Genomic DNA, 15,736 nt, shown 5'->3' on the forward strand with positions numbered 1-15,736 from the left:
GCCTGGCGCTTTATAATCCTGCTTTCCTCTCCAACCTGGTTAAATCATGCCTGCTCAACTGATCGACGGAATCGCCCTCTCCCAAAAACTGCGTGCGGAAATTGCTGCACGTGCTGCCGCCCTCACCGCCAAAGGCAAGAAACCCGGCCTGGCCGTGATCCTGGTCGGCGACGACCCGGCCAGCCACGTTTACGTGCGCAACAAGGTCAAGGGTTGTGAGGACGCCGGTTTTTACTCGTTGAAGGAGCAATACCCGGCCGACCTGACCGAGGCCGCGCTGCTCGAGCGCATCGCCGCCCTGAATGCCGATCCGGCCATCCACGGCATCCTGGTGCAAATGCCGCTGCCTAAACACATCAACCCGCACAAGGTCATCGAGGCGATCTCGACCACCAAGGACGTCGATGGCTACTCGGTGCTCAGCGCCGGCGAGCTGATGACGGGCCTGGAGGGCTTCCGTCCGTGCACGCCGTATGGCTGCATGAAACTGATCGAAAGCACCGGCGTCGACCTGCGCGGCAAGCACGCGGTCGTCATCGGCCGCAGCAACACCGTCGGCAAACCGATGGCGCTGCTGCTCTTGCAAGCCAACGCCACCGTCACCATCTGTCATAGTGCGACCCCGGATCTGGGCCTGTACACCCGCCAGGCCGATGTGGTGGTGGCCGCCGTCGGCCGCCGCAACACCTTGACCGCCGACATGGTCAAGCCGGGCGCCATCGTCATCGACGTCGGCATGAACCGCGACGATGCCGGCAAGCTGTGTGGCGACGTGGATTTTGCCGGTGTGAAGGAAGTGGCGTCGCACATCACGCCGGTGCCGGGCGGCGTCGGTCCGATGACGATCACGATGCTGTTGATGAATACCGTAGAGGCGGCGGAACGCAGCTAACCGCGCCACGTAAACAACCTATTGGAAGCTGACATGACCACAGACGCACAGAACCCCCTTCTCGATTTTTCCGGCCTGGCGCGTTTCGACGCGATCAAACCCGAGCATGTCACCCCGGCCATCGACGACCTTCTGGCAAAAAGCCGCGCCGTCGTCGAACAGTTGCAATCGCCGTCGGAGCAAGTGACGTGGGAAAACTTCGTCACGCCGCTGGAGAACGCCACCGAGCTGTTGGGACGCGCCTGGGGCATCGTCAGCCATCTGAACAACGTCGTCGACACGCCCGAGCTGCGCGCGACCTTCAACGAGAACCAGCCCAAGGTCACCGAGTTCTGGACCGCGCTGGCGCAGAACGAGGCGCTGTTCGACAAATACAAGGCGCTGCGCGCGTCGCCCGAATTCGCCACCCTGTCGCCGGCGCGCAAACGCATCGTCGACAACGCCATCCGCGATTTCCGCATGGGCGGCGCCGAACTGCCGGCCGATAAGAAGGAACGCTTCGCCGCGATCCAGGAAGAGCACGCGTCGGTGTCGACCCGCTTCTCCGAAAACGTGCTGGACGCCACCAACGATTACAAGCTGCTGGTGACCGACGAGGCCGACCTGGCCGGCCTGCCGGACGACGTCAAGGCCGCCGCCCGCGCCGCCGCCGAAAAGGACGGCAAGCAAGGCTGGCAGTTCTCGCTGCACTTCCCGTCCTACTACCCGATCCTGCAATTCGCCCACAAGCGCGAGCTGCGCGAGACCGTCTACCGCGCCAACGCCACCAAGGCGTCCGAGCAGGGCGAGGTCTTCAGCAAAAAGGACGAGTGGGACAACACGCAAAACATCGTCACCCTGCTCAAGCTGCGCGACGAGGAAGCCAAGCTGCTCGGCTACAACAACTTCGCCGAGGTGTCGCTGGTACCGAAGATGGCCAAGTCGCCGGACGAGGTGGTCAACTTCCTCGAAGACCTGGCCAAGCGCGCCCGTCCGTTCGCCGAGAAGGACCTGGAAGAGCTGCGCCAGTTCGCCAAGGCCGAGTTGGGCATCGACGAACTGAAAGCCTGGGACATTCCGTACGCATCTGAAAAACTGCAGGAACAACGCTATGCGTTTTCCGCGCAGGAAGTGAAGCAATACTTCCCCGAACACAAAGTGGTCGACGGCCTGTTCCGACTGATCCAGAACCTGTTCACGGTCGAGATCAAGCCGGACGACGCGCCGGTGTGGCACAAGGACGTGCGCTTCTTCCGCATCGAACGCGATGGCAAGCTGATCGGCCAGTTCTACCTGGACCTGTACGCGCGCGCCGGCAAGAGCGGCGGCGCCTGGATGGACGACGCCCGTGGCCGCCGCGCCGACAAGCAGACCGTGCAAACGCCGATCGCCTATCTGACCTGCAACTTCACCGAACCGGCAGTGGTCGACGGCAAGGTACAGCCGTCGCTGTTCACGCACGATGAAGTGATCACCCTGTTCCACGAGTTCGGCCACGGCCTGCACCACATGCTGACGGCGGTCGACGAGCTGGGCGTGTCGGGCATCTCCGGCGTCGAGTGGGACGCGGTCGAGCTACCGTCGCAGTTCATGGAAAACTTCTGCTGGGAATGGGAAGTGCTGGAGCACATGACGGCCCACGCCGTCACCGGCGAACCGCTGCCGCGCGCGCTGTACGACAAGATGCTGGCCGCGAAGAATTTCCAGTCCGGTTTGCAGACCCTGCGCCAGGTCGAGTTCTCGCTGCTGGACATGCACCTGCATTACGACTACGACGCCAGCACCGGCAAGACCGTGCAGCAGTTGATCGACGAAGTGCGCGCCAAGTTCGCGCTGATTATTCCGCCGGCGTTCAACCGCTTCCAGAATTCCTTCGGCCACATCTTCGCCGGCGGCTACGCGGCCGGCTACTACAGCTACAAGTGGGCCGAGGTGCTGTCCGCCGACGCCTACGCGGCCTTCGAGGAAGCCAAGGCGCTGGGACCGGCGGCGACGACGGAAACCGGCAAGCGCTATCTGCAAGAGATCCTGTCGGTCGGCGGCTCGCGTCCGGCGCTCGAATCGTTCACCGCCTTCCGCGGCCGCGAGCCGAGCATCGACGCGCTGCTGCGTCACAGCGGTATGGCCGCCTGAATAAAAATCGCAGGTTGATATACCTCGTCGATATACCGCCGCGCGCATCGCAGGATGTCGCGCGGCATTTTCTTTTTACGCCGTGTCGCAAGCGCCGTCGATAGCAACATCGATGCCAGCGGCAAAAACGGTTTTCGCATAAACTGGAATCACGCGGCCCGCGCCGCACGCCATTCCCCTCTACAGAACAGAACAACAGCTATGACACGCATCGATTTCCACACCAACGTGCCGGACAAGATCGCCTACGCCTGCCGCCTCGTGCGCAAAGCCTGGGCCGCCAACCATCGCGTGGTGCTGATGGCGGAAGATGAGGCACAACTGACGGAACTTAACGCGGCGATGTGGGCATTTTCGGCGACCGACTTCCTGCCGCACGTGCTCGCCGGCGATCCGCTCGCGCCGCACACGCCGATCGTGCTCGCCGACAACGATGAGGCGGAATTACCACACACCGAATTATTAGTGAATTTGTCGCGCCGCGCCTCGGCCAGGGTTGCCGAGTTCGAGCGCATGATAGAAGTGATTTCCTCCGACGAGGATGATGCGGCTGCCGGCCGCAAGCGCTATGTCGCGTACAAGCAGCAAGACTACCCACTTACCCACTTTGTCACAGGAAAATCATGAGCCAAGCCCAATCGTTTGACGCCAGTATCCCTGTATTGACGGAAGTCCTCAAAGCCGAGCCGCTGGGCGGGGACCTGCTGCCCGGCGAAACAGCCAACGCGCCGCACGCCACGTCCACCCGCGCCGAAATGGCGGCCCAGCTCGAAGCCGACGCCGTCGACGGCTGGAGCGACGCCGAGTGGGCGATGCTGGAACACCGCCTGTCCGAGCGCATCATGGGCAAGCTGCAATCGCGCGTCGACTTCGTGCTCGAGCAGCGCATCAAGGACAGCATGGCCGAGGTGCTGACGCACGCGCTGCATGGCCTGACCAACGAGATCCGCATCGGCCTGCACGACACCATCGAAAAGATCGTCGCCCGCGCCGTGTCGCAGGAGCTGACGCATCTGCAGGCGCAAAAGAAATAATCCTCCCCCTCCAGGTCCGCGCCCGGACGGTGCGCGGACCGCCCCGTTTGCGCGCAGCGCCGCACCAATTTTGAGAATGCACCCCGGATCGCCGTATCAACTCTGGAGCTGCATCATAAAAGCGCAAAACTTTCACACTTCTTTCGCCTTTCCTCCTTTGCGCGGGCAACAATTTGTTGTACCTTTTGGCCTTGCAGAAAAAAACTGCGGCGTTCACAAGACAGCCGTCGACTATTCAACCATTGGAGAATATATATGCCGTTCAAATCTAAATTCATTCCACTCGCCATCGCCCTGGCTTTCGCCGGCAGCGCCAGTGCGCAAGAAGTGATCAAGATCGGCCACGTCGGCCCGGTCTCGGGTCCGTCGGCTCACTTGGGCAAGGACAATGAAAACGGCGCCAAGATGGCAGTCGAGGAATTGAACGCCAAGGGCTTCAAGATCGACGGCAAGCCGGTCAAGTTCGTGCTGCAGCTGGAAGACGACGCCAGCGATCCGAAACAGGGCACGGCGGTCGCGCAGAAGCTGGTCGACGCCAAGGTCAACGGCGTGATCGGCCACCTGAACTCGGGCACCAGCATCCCGGCCTCGAAGATCTACTACGACGCCGGCATTCCGCAGATCTCCCCCGCCACCACCCAAACCAAGTACACGCAGCAAGGCTTCAACTCGGTGTTCCGCGTGGTCGCTAACGACGCCAAGCTGGGCGGCACCCTGGGTTCCTACGCGGTCGGCAAGATGGGCGCCAAGAAGATCGCCGTCATCGACGACCGCACCGCCTACGGCCAGGGCGTCGCCGACGAATTCATCAAGGGCGCCAAGAAAGCGCTGCCGGGCGTGCAAATCGTCGGCAAGGAATTCACCAACGACAAGGCCACCGACTTCAACGCCATCCTGACCACCATCAAGGGCAAGAACCCGGACCTGGTGTTCTTCGGCGGCATGGATTCGGTCGGCGGCCCGCTGCTGCGCCAGATGAAGGCGCTGGGCATCAAGGCCAAATACATGGGCGGCGACGGCATCTGCACCGAACCGTTCGCCAAGCTGGCCGGCGATGCCGCCACCAACGGTACGGTCATCTGCGCCGAGGCCGGCGGCGTCGCGCCGGAGCAGCAAAAGAACATGGACGACTTCGTCGCCCGCTACAAGAAGAAATACAACGCCGACGTGCAGATTTACGCGCCGTACGTGTACGACGCCATCATGACGATGGCCACCGCGATGGCCGACGCCAAATCGTCGCAGCCGGCCAAGTACCTGCCGTTCCTGCACAAGATCAAGTACCAGGGCGTGACCGGTCTGATTTCGTTCGACCCGAAAGGCGACATCAAGGACGGCGCGCTGACCTTGTACACCTACACCGACGGCAAGAAGACCAAAGTAGAAGTTGTCAAATAAACTCCAGGGTCAGGTCCACCATTGCTACACGAACGCGGCTGTGGTGGCCGATTTGGGCGGCCAGACCGGTCGCCGGAGCCTCAAAGGTTGTGCCCGTGTAGAATTGGTGGACCTGACCCCGGAGTTGGAAACAAGAAACGCACCCGGAGGTGCGTTTTTTTTTGCCGGCCAGAAGTGGATTACTTCTGCGCCAGCACCCATTTGACCAGCGTCTTGGCTTCCGCCTCGCTCACCTGCGGGTTGGCCGGCATCGGGATCGCGCCCCAGGTGCCCGAGCCGCCCTTGATGATTTTGGTGGCCAGCTTGGCCTCCGCGTCCTTTTGACCGGCGTATTTCGCGGCCACATCCTTATAGGCGGGGCCGACCAGCTTGGTCGCGACAGCGTGGCAAGCCATGCAATTCTTCGCCTTCGCCAGATCCGTGCCGGCGTCCGCCATCGCCGACGACGATGCGAAAGCCGTGGCCACTACCATCCCTACCATCATCAAATTGCGTTTCATCGTGCTCTCCAGTGTTTGTGCCATAAATGCGTGCTATCAATTCCGTACTTTCGATCCGCCGATCATTCTACCGTGTTTTGCTATTGTGCATTTAACGCTTAAACCGCCCAAGGGTTGACCCAGAATTAGAATATTGCTCCCAGTAAAGCTAGAATCTTTGTAAGATGACGGCAGGAGGAAATTCAACATGCCTATCATTCTGCTGATCGTGGCGCTGTCCGGGCTGCGTTATTTTGAAGTGTGGAAGTTCGCCCAGCTGTCGTGGTGGTGGATCGTCGCGTTGAGCGTGTTCGCCTTCGTCTGGTTCGAATTCCTGGAACCCCTGTTTGGCCTGGACAAACGAAAAGCGCATAACGAAGACGAACGCCGCCGCAAGGACCGCGTCAAACAAAACTTCGACAAGAAGTCGTAAGACCGCAACGGTGGCCGCAAAGCCCGCCACATCCTTCTTCTGTTGCACCATGCAAGCCGCCCCCCTCCACCGGTAGCGCCGCGCGCGCCTTCTTGCCTGTGGGCGCATAAAGCTATGCCTTCTCTTACCTCACGTCAATGGCGGCGCGCGTTGTTGCGTCTCAACAAAAAGTGATTATTGGAGACTTTTTAACGCAAAGCACTCACTAAGATGAATCGTCCGATATGCGGAATTCTCATTTGCATATGCGGATCACGATGGACCTCAGGAGGAAGTATGAAAGCGCGTAACATGACAATTGCGAAACGGCTGGGCATGGGATTTGGCCTCGTTTCGATGTTTCTCATAGTAGTGATAGCGCTCGGACTGGTCAGCATGCGCCAGATCCAGGGCCGCATGGACGAGATCATCAACGTCAACGGCGTCGAAACCCGGCTCGCCCAAACCATGGATTTGACCGTCACCGAGCGCGCGTTGGCGATGCGCAATCTGATTTTGTTGAAAGAAGATAAAGAAATCCAGATCGAGATCAAACGCATCGCCGAGCAGGAAAAAAAATACGCCGCTGCCCAGGACAAACTGGCCCAGATGTTCGGCAGCCTGGATGAAACCTCGGCCGAGGAAAAGCAGCTGCTGGACCAGATCAAGAAGCAGGCCGTGATGGCCGCCCCCTTCATCCAGCGCGCGGCCGCGCTGGCGCTGGAGCAAAAACAGGACGAGGCGTACAAGCTGCTGCGCTACGAATTCCGCCCGGTGCAGCGCGCCTGGTGGGACATGATACGCAAGCTGATCGCCGTCGAGGAAAAACAGAACCTGGACGCCACCGAGGCCGCAGCGGCGGCCTATGAGCGCGCGCGCACGGTGATGCTGATCATCGGCTCGCTGGCCCTGCTGACCAGCCTGGTCGCGGCCGTGCTGATCACGCGTGGCGTGGTACGCGAACTGGGCTGCGAGCCGGAGCACGCCGCCGAGATCGCCGGCCAGATCGCCGCCGGCAACCTGGCCGTGCAGATCGACACCAAGCCGGGCGACAGCCACAGCCTGCTGTTCGCGATGCGCTCCATGCGCGACAGCCTGGCCCAGATCGTCACCCAGGTGCACGCCAGCACCGAGACCATTTCCACCGCCGCCAGCCAGATCGCCTCCGGCAACCTCGACCTGTCCTCGCGCACCGAGCAGCAGGCCAGCACCCTGGAGGAAACCGCCTCGTCGATGGAGGAATTGACCAGCACCGTGCGCCTGAACACCGACCACGCGCGCCAGGCCAACGGCCTGGCCGAATCGGCCTCCAGCGTCGCCGTCAAGGGTGGCGCCGTGGTGGCGCAGGTGGTCGACACGATGGCCGCCATCAATATCTCGGCGCGCAAGATCGTCGACATCATCGGCGTCATCGACGGCATCGCCTTCCAGACCAATATCCTGGCGCTCAACGCGGCCGTCGAAGCGGCGCGCGCCGGCGAGCAGGGACGCGGCTTCGCCGTCGTGGCGACCGAGGTGCGCAACCTGGCGCAGCGCTCGGCGGCGGCGGCCAAGGAGATCAAGGACCTGATCGGCGATTCGGTCGACAAGGTCGAAGCGGGCAACCGCCTGGTCGAACAGGCCGGATCGACGATGCACGAGGTGGTCGCCAGCGTCAAGCGGGTGACCGACATCATGTCCGAGATCATGTCGGCCAGCCAGGAACAATCGAACGGCATCGAGCAAATCAACACCGCCGTCACCCAGATGGACGACGTGACGCAGCAGAACGCCGCGCTGGTCGAGGAGGCCGCCGCCGCCGCGCAGGCGATGCAGGACCAGGTCAACAGCCTCAATCAGGTGGTCGGCATCTTCCGCGTCGAGGCGCGGGCCGGCGCGCTGCGCCCGCCCATGAAGGCGATGGCCAAGGCGGCCCCCGCGCAGCGGCTGGCGCACACGCCTGCCCGCCCGCCGGGCAAGGCCAAGGCACCGGCGCTGGCCACGGACAGCTGGGAACAATTCTAAGTCGCCAACGGAGAACCGATCATGGGCAAACTGGACAAACTCGAACCCACCGGCGCGGCCGGCAACGTCCCCCATCTCTTCTGGCACGCCAGCCAGGTGACGGCGCAGGCGCGCACGCACCAGGCGGGCCAGCGGGCGGCCACCGTGTGGCTCACCGGCTTGAGCGGCGCCGGCAAATCCACGCTGGCTTGCGCGCTGGAGAAAAAACTGATGGCGGCCGGCCACATGGCCTATGTCCTCGATGGCGACAATCTGCGCCACCACCTGAACCGCGACCTGGGCTTCTCGCCGGCCGACCGCCGCGAGAACATCCGCCGCAGCGCCGAGGTGGCGCGGCTGATGAACGACGCGGGCCTGATCGTGATCTGCGCCTTCATCTCGCCGTTGCGCAGCGACCGGGAGATCGCCCGCGACATCATCGGCAGCGACAATTTTGTCGAGACCTACGTCAGCACGCCATGCGAGGTGTGCGAGGAGCGCGACCCCAAGGGCCTGTACAAGAAGGCCCGCGCCGGCCTGATACCGGAATTCACCGGCGTCTCGGCGCCGTACGAGGTGCCGCTCGAACCAGCCATGTCGCTCGACACCGGCGAACTGTCGCTGGAGCAGTCGTGCGAACAGCTGCTCGACCACCTGTCGTACCGATTCCTGTGATGCCAATGAAGTATGACGTCTTCAACGGCGACGCCGATGGCATTTGCGCGCTGCACCAGCTACGACTGCACGCGCCGGCCGACGCCGCATTGATCACCGGCGTCAAGCGCGATATCGAACTGCTGCGGCGCGTGCCGCAAGGCGCGGCCGAGGTGCTGGTGCTCGACATCTCGCTCGACGCCAACGCCGGCGAGCTGCGGCGCCTGCTGGACGGCGGCGCGCGGGTCGACTACTACGACCACCACTCGGCCGATTGCGCCTTCGAGCATGCCAACCTGCGCCTGCATTGCGACGGTTCGGCCGACGTCTGCACCAGCATCCTGGTCGACCGCCAGCTCGGTGGCCGCCACCGGCTGTGGGCCGTGACGGCGGCCTTCGGCGACAACCTGGAACAGGTCGGGCAAACCATGGCGCGGGAGCTGGGCCTGCGCGACGACGCCGTCGCCGACCTGGCGCAGCTGGGCCAGACCATCAACTACAACGCCTACGGCGAATGCACGGAAGACCTGCACATCGCCCCCGAGGCGCTGTACCGGGAATTGAGCGGCTACGAAAACCCGTTCGACTTCATCGCCGCCAGCGCCGTCTACCGCGACCTGCGCGAAGGCTACCGCGAGGACTGTGCCCGCCTGCACGAGCTGCAACCATACCTGGAACAGCCGGGCGGCGCCATCTACCTGCTGCCGGCGACGCCCTGGTCGCGCCGCGTCAGCGGCGTGCTGGCCAACCGTCTGGCGGCGCGGCGCGACGGCGCCTCCTTCGCCGTGCTCAATGAACGCGCCGACGGCTCCTATCTGGTCAGCGTGCGCTCCGGCGCGCCGTCGCTGCACAGCGCCTGCGGGCTGTGCCAGCAATTCGACGGCGGCGGCGGCAGGATCGCCGCCGCCGGCATCAACCGCTTGCCGCGCCAGGAACTGGCCAGCTTCATGAAACGCTTTTGCGAGTACTTTGAATTGAAAGGAACATGGAATGACTATCGCCCCCAAAACTCCTAAGCTTCCGGCGGCCCAGGGCGTCCGCCCGCGCCCCGTAATGATGATACCGCTGCGCCGCTGCGGCAGCCACGCGCTGCGCCTGCGGCTGAACATGTCGCCGCAGTTCTATTCGCCCTACCCGCTGCACATCGTCGACCTGATGCCGCTGGTGCCGCTGTACGGCGACCTGCGCGACGACCGAAGCTACTTCCGCATGGTGACCGACGTGGTCGGGCTGCAAGCGGTCAGCATGGTCAAGTGGCCGGGCGCGGTGTTCGATCCGGTCGAGATCTTCGAAACCATCCGCAACCAGCCGCGCAGCATCCACCGCGTGGTGTGGGAGCTGCTGCTGCGCGCCGGCGAGCGCCAGCACGCCAGCGTGGTGATGGACAAGTCGCTCGACAGCGTGCACTACGCCGACCAGCAGATGGAGCTGTATCCGGATATGTTGTTCATCAACGTGGTGCGCGATCCGCGCGCGCAGGTGGCATCGATGAACCGCGCCATCATCCACGACTTCGATAGTCTGCTCAACGCGCAGACCTGGCTGGCCGCGCACCGCGCGGCCGACCATGTGCGGCTGCGCTGGCCGGACCGGGTGCTGACGATACGCTATGAGGATTTCCTGTCGCAGCAGGAGACCACGCTGCGGCAGGTGTGCGTCTTCCTCGGCATCGACTTTTTGCCGCAGATGCTCGACGTGGCGGGCTCGCAGGAGGCCAAGCAGCTCTCGCAATTGTCGGCGCTGTGGTCGTCGAACTGCTATCCGCCGATCGCCGCCAATATCGACAAGTTCAAGCAGCAGTTGACGACGCCGGAGATCAATGCCATCGAGACGGTGACGGGCGAATTCATGGATCGCTATGGCTACACGCGCTTGACGGCGGGGGATGCGGAGATCACGCCGGAACTCAAGGCGCAGGCGCGCCTGCGCTCGGACGAGGGCCGCGAGCGCGCGTGGCGCGATCTGGAGCTGGATAATTTCAGGGATTATGTGCTGCGCCGCTGCCGCGCGGATTATCTGGCGCAGTTGGCGGCCAGGTTGACGCAGCAGGCGGCGCAGCCGGGACGCAATACCATCGTCACGCTGGACGAGTTGGACCCGGAGGCGTTCGAGGTGACGGATTAAAGTCGCCGCAGGCTGCCCACGCATTGGCGGATTACGCTTCGCTAATCCGCCCTACGTATCTCCAGAAGCCGCAGCCGCCACGGGCCGCAAGCAATCACGAGGAACCATGTAGGGCGGATTAGGCGGAACGCCGTAATCCGCCATGTGTGCGCCGCCGATTGCTTATCGCTTCAACTGCGACAAATCGCGCACGGCGCCACGGTCGGCGGAGGTGGTCAGCGCCGCATAGGCCTGCAACGCCTGCGACACATAACGCTCGCGATTGACCGGCTGCCAGGCGTCGCCGCCCTTCGCTTCCATCACCTGGCGGCGCGCCGCCAAATCGGCGTCGCTGATGCGCAGGTTGATGGTACGGTTCGGGATGTCGATGTCGATCATGTCGCCCTCTTCCACCAGGCCGATGGCGCCACCCTCGGCAGCCTCCGGCGAAGCGTGGCCGATCACCAGCCCAGACGAACCGCCCGAGAAGCGGCCATCGGTGAACAGCGCGCACGCCTTGCCCAGACCCTTGGACTTGATGTACGAGGTCGGATACAGCATCTCCTGCATGCCCGGACCGCCCTTCGGACCTTCGTAGCGGATGACGACGACATCGCCCTCGTGCACCGTATCGCCCAGGATCGCCTCGACCGCCGCATCCTGGCTCTCGAACACGCGCGCCTTGCCGCTGAATTTCAGAATGCTCTCGTCGACGCCGGCCGTCTTGACGATGCAACCCTTCTCGGCCAGGTTACCGTACAACACGGCCAGGCCGCCGTCCAGCGAGTAGGCGTGCGCCTTGTCGCGGATGCAGCCGGTGCTGCGGTCCAGGTCCAGCGTCGCAAAACGCTCCGACTGCGAGAACGCCGTCTGCGTCGGCACGCCGCCCGGCGCGGCGCGGAACAGCTGATGTACCGCCGGATCGTCGCTGCGTTTGACGTCGTTGCGTTCGATCGCCTCGGCCATGGTCGCCGCGTGGATGGTCGGCAGCGAGGTGTCGAGCAGGCCGCCGCGCGCCAGTTCGCCCAGGATGCCGATGATGCCGCCAGCGCGGTGCACGTCTTCGATGTGGTACTTGTCGGTCATCGGCGCGACCTTGCACAGGCATGGCACCTTGCGCGAGATGCGGTCGATGTCGGCCATGTTGAAGTCGACGCCCGCCTCGTGCGCGGCCGCCAGCAGGTGCAGCACGGTGTTGGTGGAACCGCCCATCGAGACGTCGAGCGCCATGGCGTTCTCGAACGCGGCCTTGGTGGCGATGGAGCGCGGCAACACCGAGTAGTCGTCCTGCTCGTAGTGGCGCTTGGCCAGTTCGACCACCAGGCGGCCGGCGCGCAGGAACAGCTGTTCGCGGTCCGAGTGCGTGGCGAGGATGGTGCCGTTGCCCGGCAGGGCCAGGCCCAACGCCTCGGTCAGACAGTTCATCGAGTTCGCGGTGAACATGCCCGAGCACGAACCGCAGGTCGGACAGGCGGAGCGCTCGATCTCGGCGACATCGGCATCGCTGACGGTTTGATCGCCGGCCTTGATCATGGCGTCGACCAGATCGAGCTTGATGATCTTCTGCGTGCCGTTGACGACCTTGACCACCTTGCCGGCTTCCATCGGGCCGCCGGAGATGAACACCACCGGGATGTTGATGCGCATGGCGGCCATCAGCATGCCCGGCGTGATCTTGTCGCAGTTGGAGATGCAGACCATGGCGTCGGCGCAGTGGGCGTTGACCACGTACTCGACCGAGTCGGCGATCAGGTCGCGCGACGGCAGCGAATACAGCATGCCGCCGTGGCCCATGGCGATGCCGTCGTCGACGGCGATGGTGTTGAATTCCTTGGCGACGCCGCCGGCCTTTTCGATCTCGCGCGCCACCAGTTGTCCCAGGTCCTTCAGGTGCACGTGGCCGGGCACGAACTGCGTGAAGGAGTTGACCACGGCGACGATAGGCTTGTCGAAATCGCCATCCTTCATGCCGGTGGCGCGCCACAGGGCGCGGGCGCCGGCCATGTTGCGGCCGTGGGTGGTGGTGCGGGAACGATATACAGGCATGATGTTTCTCCAGTGATAAGGCGGCTCTAAGGCTTTGAGCGTAGCCTGACAGATTGCCTTGCCCCTGCCCCGGTGTCAAATATATGATTTTCGACTCTGTGAGTCGTATAAAATATCACCAGAGTGAATTTCAATACCAACACATATGAATCTTGAACTCCGGCAGCTGCGCTACTTCGTCACCGTGGCCGAGGAACTCCACTTCGGCAAAGCCGCCCTGCGCCTGCACATGACGCAGCCGCCGCTGTCGCAGACCATCCAGGCGCTGGAGCAGTTATTGGGCGCGGCGCTGTTCGAGCGTAGCCGCCGTGGCGTGGCGCTGACGCCGGCCGGCATCGCGCTGCTGCCGGAGGCCAGGAGGCTGCTGGCGCAGGCGCAGGAACTGCCGCAGCTGGTCCAGCGGGCCGCCGCCGGCGAGGTGGGACGCCTGACCCTGGCCTTCGTCTCCTCGGCCGACTACAGCGTGCTGCCGCCCTTCCTGCGCGCCTACCGCGCCGCCTATCCACAGGTGCAGATCACGCTGCAGGAGGCCACCTCCGACCTGCAGCTCGACGACCTGCTGCACAACCGCATCGACGCCGGCCTGCTGATCCCGCCGCTGCCCGACAAGGCCAAACCTGAACTGGACTACCTGACGGTGCTGAACGAGCCGCTGGTGCTGGCCGTGCCGGCCGGGCTGCTGGCGAAAAAGGGCAAGGTGGCGCTGGCCGCGATGCCACGGCTGCCGCTGATCGTGTTTCCGCGCGCGATTTCGCCGGCGCTGTACGACGCCATCCTCTCGGTCTTTCGCGACGCCGGCATCACGCCGGAGATCGGCCAGCAGGCGATCCAGATGCAGACCATCGTCAGCCTCGTCTCGGCCGGCATGGGCATGGCGCTGGTGCCGCAGTCGGTCTCCAACCTGATGCGGCCCGGGGTAGAATACCGGGCCTTGGCCGACACCGCCCCGCTGGTCGAAACAGGCCTGGCCTGGCGCCGCGACAATACGTCGCCGGTGCTGCGCGGCTTTTTGGAACTACTGAATAAGAATCTAGGAAAGAACGCCTTATGCTGATACATCCGATGCCCGATCCGGTCGCCATTCATCTGGGGCCGGTCGCGATCCACTGGTATGGCCTGATGTACGTGCTGGCCTTCGCGCTGTTCATCACCCTGGGCCGGGTGCGCATCAAGCAGCCGCACATCGCCGCCCAAGGCTGGCGCAAGGAGGACCTGGACGACATGCTGTTCTACGGGATGCTCGGTGTCGTCATCGGCGGCCGCCTGGGCGAGGTGCTGTTCTATGAGCCGGTCAAATACTTCTCCAACCCGATCGAGATCTTCAAGATCTGGCACGGCGGGATGTCCTTCCACGGCGGCTTCATCGGTGTGCTGATCGCGATGGCGGTGTGGGCGCGGCGCGCCGGCCGCAACCTGCTCGACGTCTACGACTTCATCGCGCCACTGGTGCCGCTCGGGTACGCGGCGGGCCGCCTGGGTAACTTCATCAACTCAGAACTGCCGGGCCGCGTGGTGTCCGATCCGTCGCTGCCTTGGGCGATGATGTGGCCGGACATTTCGTATCCGCTGTTCCCCAACCCCGTCTTCCTGCAAGGGCTGCGCCATCCATCGCCGCTGTATCAGATGCTGATCGACGGCCTGCTGGTGTTCGTGATCCTGTGGCTGTACGCGCGCAAGGAGCGTCCGCGCCTGGCGGTGGGCGCCTTCTACACGCTGCTGTACGGGTGTGCGCGCTTCTTCACCGAGTACTTCCGCACGCCGGACTGGGAGACCACCATCCTGGGCATGCCGATCACCTCCGGCCAGGTGTTGTCGTTGCCGATGATCGTCGGCGCCATCGCCATGCTGGTGTGGGCCTACAAGGTCAGACAGAAAGGCCGCGCGCCGATCATTTCTTCAAAAGCTTGACGATCGCCTTCCATTGCGCCGCCGTGACGGGCGTGATGGACAGGCGGCTGCCCTTCTGCAGCACCACCATGTCCTCCAGCGCCGGGATGGTCCGCATCTCGGCCAGCGACAGCAAACGGGTTTTCTCCGTGCCCTTCACATCGACCGAAATCCAGCGCGGCTGCTCCGGCGTCGCCTTGGCGTCGTAGTACTTGCTCTTCTTGTCGAACTGCGTGGCGTCGGGATACGGCCCGCCCACCACCACCGCCAGGCCGGCGATGCCAGGCTCGGGGCAGCTGGAGTGATAGAACAGCACACCATCGCCATCCTGCATCTGGTCGCGCATGAAATTGCGCGCCTGGTAGTTACGCACGCCGAACCATGGCGTGGTCTGGTCCTTCGACGCCATCACGTCGTCGATACTGACTTCATCGGGCTCGGACTTCATCAACCAGTATTGCATCGCTTTTCTCCAGACGAAAAAAAGCGGCTGCGCATTCACATGCTAACAACCGCTTTCTAAATATAGGGCCCCGCCTGTGCCGTCTTTGCCGGCATCCCGAACCAAACGGTTCAAGGTGGTCACAGTTAGTTCAATTTCGGGTTCATCGGTCTAGCGACGCTCACGCCCATCGAACAAAATTCCGCAACCGGTGCACATAAATGGTTCAAGGAATATATGGCAATCGCGAACACCGCAGGGTACGAAGAAGTTTACTCTCTTGTCCGCCGCAAA

15 protein-coding genes and 1 other RNA gene are annotated in these 15,736 nt (G+C 63.4%); 12 read left to right on the forward strand and 4 right to left on the reverse strand.

The annotated features are described in order from the left end of the window. The first annotated feature begins 46 nt into the window (after positions 1 to 46). From folD to AC07P1_RS04810, 5 genes are all read left to right on the forward strand, one after another. On the forward strand, positions 47 to 892 hold the full coding sequence (gene folD / locus AC07P1_RS04790) for a bifunctional methylenetetrahydrofolate dehydrogenase/methenyltetrahydrofolate cyclohydrolase FolD (protein WP_315222831.1): 846 nt from the start codon (positions 47 to 49) through the stop codon (positions 890 to 892). Between the two features lie 33 nt (positions 893 to 925). Then, positions 926 to 3,004: a M3 family metallopeptidase gene (locus AC07P1_RS04795; protein ID WP_494694731.1), complete on the forward strand. Its 2,079-nt coding sequence runs from the start codon at positions 926 to 928 to the stop codon at positions 3,002 to 3,004. Positions 3,005 to 3,205: 201 nt separating this feature from the next. Then, entirely contained in the window at positions 3,206 to 3,631 is a 426-nt protein-coding gene (locus tag AC07P1_RS04800) for a DNA polymerase III subunit chi (RefSeq protein WP_494694732.1), read from the forward strand. Next, positions 3,628 to 4,038 carry a DUF2486 family protein gene (locus AC07P1_RS04805; RefSeq protein ID WP_494694733.1) on the forward strand — a complete coding sequence of 137 codons (411 nt, stop codon included), beginning with the start codon at positions 3,628 to 3,630 and terminating at the stop codon, positions 4,036 to 4,038. The genes AC07P1_RS04800 and AC07P1_RS04805 overlap by 4 nt, the downstream gene beginning before the upstream one ends. Before the next feature lie 255 nt (positions 4,039 to 4,293). Next, complete coding sequence (locus tag AC07P1_RS04810) at positions 4,294 to 5,436, forward strand: branched-chain amino acid ABC transporter substrate-binding protein (protein WP_494694734.1); 1,143 nt, start codon at positions 4,294 to 4,296, stop codon at positions 5,434 to 5,436. Between the two features lie 179 nt (positions 5,437 to 5,615). Here AC07P1_RS04810 and AC07P1_RS04815 read toward each other — a convergent pair whose 3' ends face one another. Further along, the gene (locus tag AC07P1_RS04815) at positions 5,616 to 5,936 is read right to left on the reverse strand and encodes a c-type cytochrome (RefSeq protein ID WP_494694735.1); all 321 of its coding nucleotides are present in this window, start codon (positions 5,934 to 5,936) and stop codon (positions 5,616 to 5,618) included. Between the two features lie 187 nt (positions 5,937 to 6,123). Here AC07P1_RS04815 and AC07P1_RS04820 point away from each other — a divergent pair, with 187 nt between their 5' ends. The 5 genes from AC07P1_RS04820 to AC07P1_RS04840 all read left to right on the forward strand — a co-directional run bounded on the left by AC07P1_RS04820 (position 6,124) and on the right by AC07P1_RS04840 (position 11,088). Continuing rightward, complete coding sequence (locus AC07P1_RS04820) at positions 6,124 to 6,348, forward strand: TIGR04438 family Trp-rich protein (RefSeq protein WP_494694736.1); 225 nt, start codon at positions 6,124 to 6,126, stop codon at positions 6,346 to 6,348. Positions 6,349 to 6,639: 291 nt separating this feature from the next. Further along, positions 6,640 to 8,331 (forward strand): methyl-accepting chemotaxis protein, encoded by a 1,692-nt coding sequence (locus tag AC07P1_RS04825; RefSeq protein ID WP_494694737.1) that lies wholly within the window; start codon positions 6,640 to 6,642, stop codon positions 8,329 to 8,331. 21 nt (positions 8,332 to 8,352) lie between these two features. After that, positions 8,353 to 8,985, forward strand: a complete 633-nt coding sequence (cysC, locus tag AC07P1_RS04830) for an adenylyl-sulfate kinase (RefSeq protein ID WP_494694738.1) — start codon at positions 8,353 to 8,355, stop codon at positions 8,983 to 8,985. Beyond that, on the forward strand, positions 8,985 to 9,980 hold the full coding sequence (locus AC07P1_RS04835; protein WP_494694739.1) for a hypothetical protein: 996 nt from the start codon (positions 8,985 to 8,987) through the stop codon (positions 9,978 to 9,980). Before cysC ends, AC07P1_RS04835 begins: the two co-directional genes overlap by 1 nt. Beyond that, positions 9,955 to 11,088, forward strand: coding sequence for a sulfotransferase family protein (locus tag AC07P1_RS04840; protein ID WP_494694740.1), 1,134 nt, complete (start codon positions 9,955 to 9,957; stop codon positions 11,086 to 11,088). The genes AC07P1_RS04835 and AC07P1_RS04840 overlap by 26 nt, the downstream gene beginning before the upstream one ends. Before the next feature lie 162 nt (positions 11,089 to 11,250). Here the strand turns inward: AC07P1_RS04840 and ilvD are convergent, their stop codons facing one another. Further along, a complete protein-coding gene (gene ilvD / locus AC07P1_RS04845; RefSeq protein ID WP_494694741.1) occupies positions 11,251 to 13,113 on the reverse strand; it encodes a dihydroxy-acid dehydratase in 1,863 nt (620 codons plus the stop codon). Between the two features lie 145 nt (positions 13,114 to 13,258). Here ilvD and AC07P1_RS04850 point away from each other — a divergent pair, with 145 nt between their 5' ends. Next, positions 13,259 to 14,167 (forward strand): LysR family transcriptional regulator, encoded by a 909-nt coding sequence (locus AC07P1_RS04850; RefSeq protein WP_494694742.1) that lies wholly within the window; start codon positions 13,259 to 13,261, stop codon positions 14,165 to 14,167. After that, entirely contained in the window at positions 14,161 to 15,021 is an 861-nt protein-coding gene (lgt, locus tag AC07P1_RS04855; protein WP_494694743.1) for a prolipoprotein diacylglyceryl transferase, read from the forward strand. The genes AC07P1_RS04850 and lgt overlap by 7 nt, the downstream gene beginning before the upstream one ends. Here lgt and AC07P1_RS04860 read toward each other — a convergent pair. Next, positions 15,002 to 15,463, reverse strand: coding sequence for an EVE domain-containing protein (locus AC07P1_RS04860; protein ID WP_494694744.1), 462 nt, complete (start codon positions 15,461 to 15,463; stop codon positions 15,002 to 15,004). The genes lgt and AC07P1_RS04860 overlap by 20 nt on opposite strands. 63 nt (positions 15,464 to 15,526) lie before the next feature. Further along, positions 15,527 to 15,707, reverse strand: a non-coding RNA gene (ssrS, locus tag AC07P1_RS04865) — 6S RNA. Between the last annotated feature and the right edge of the window lie 29 nt (positions 15,708 to 15,736).

This window comes from Duganella sp. GW821-FHT07F09 (genome assembly GCF_059418705.1).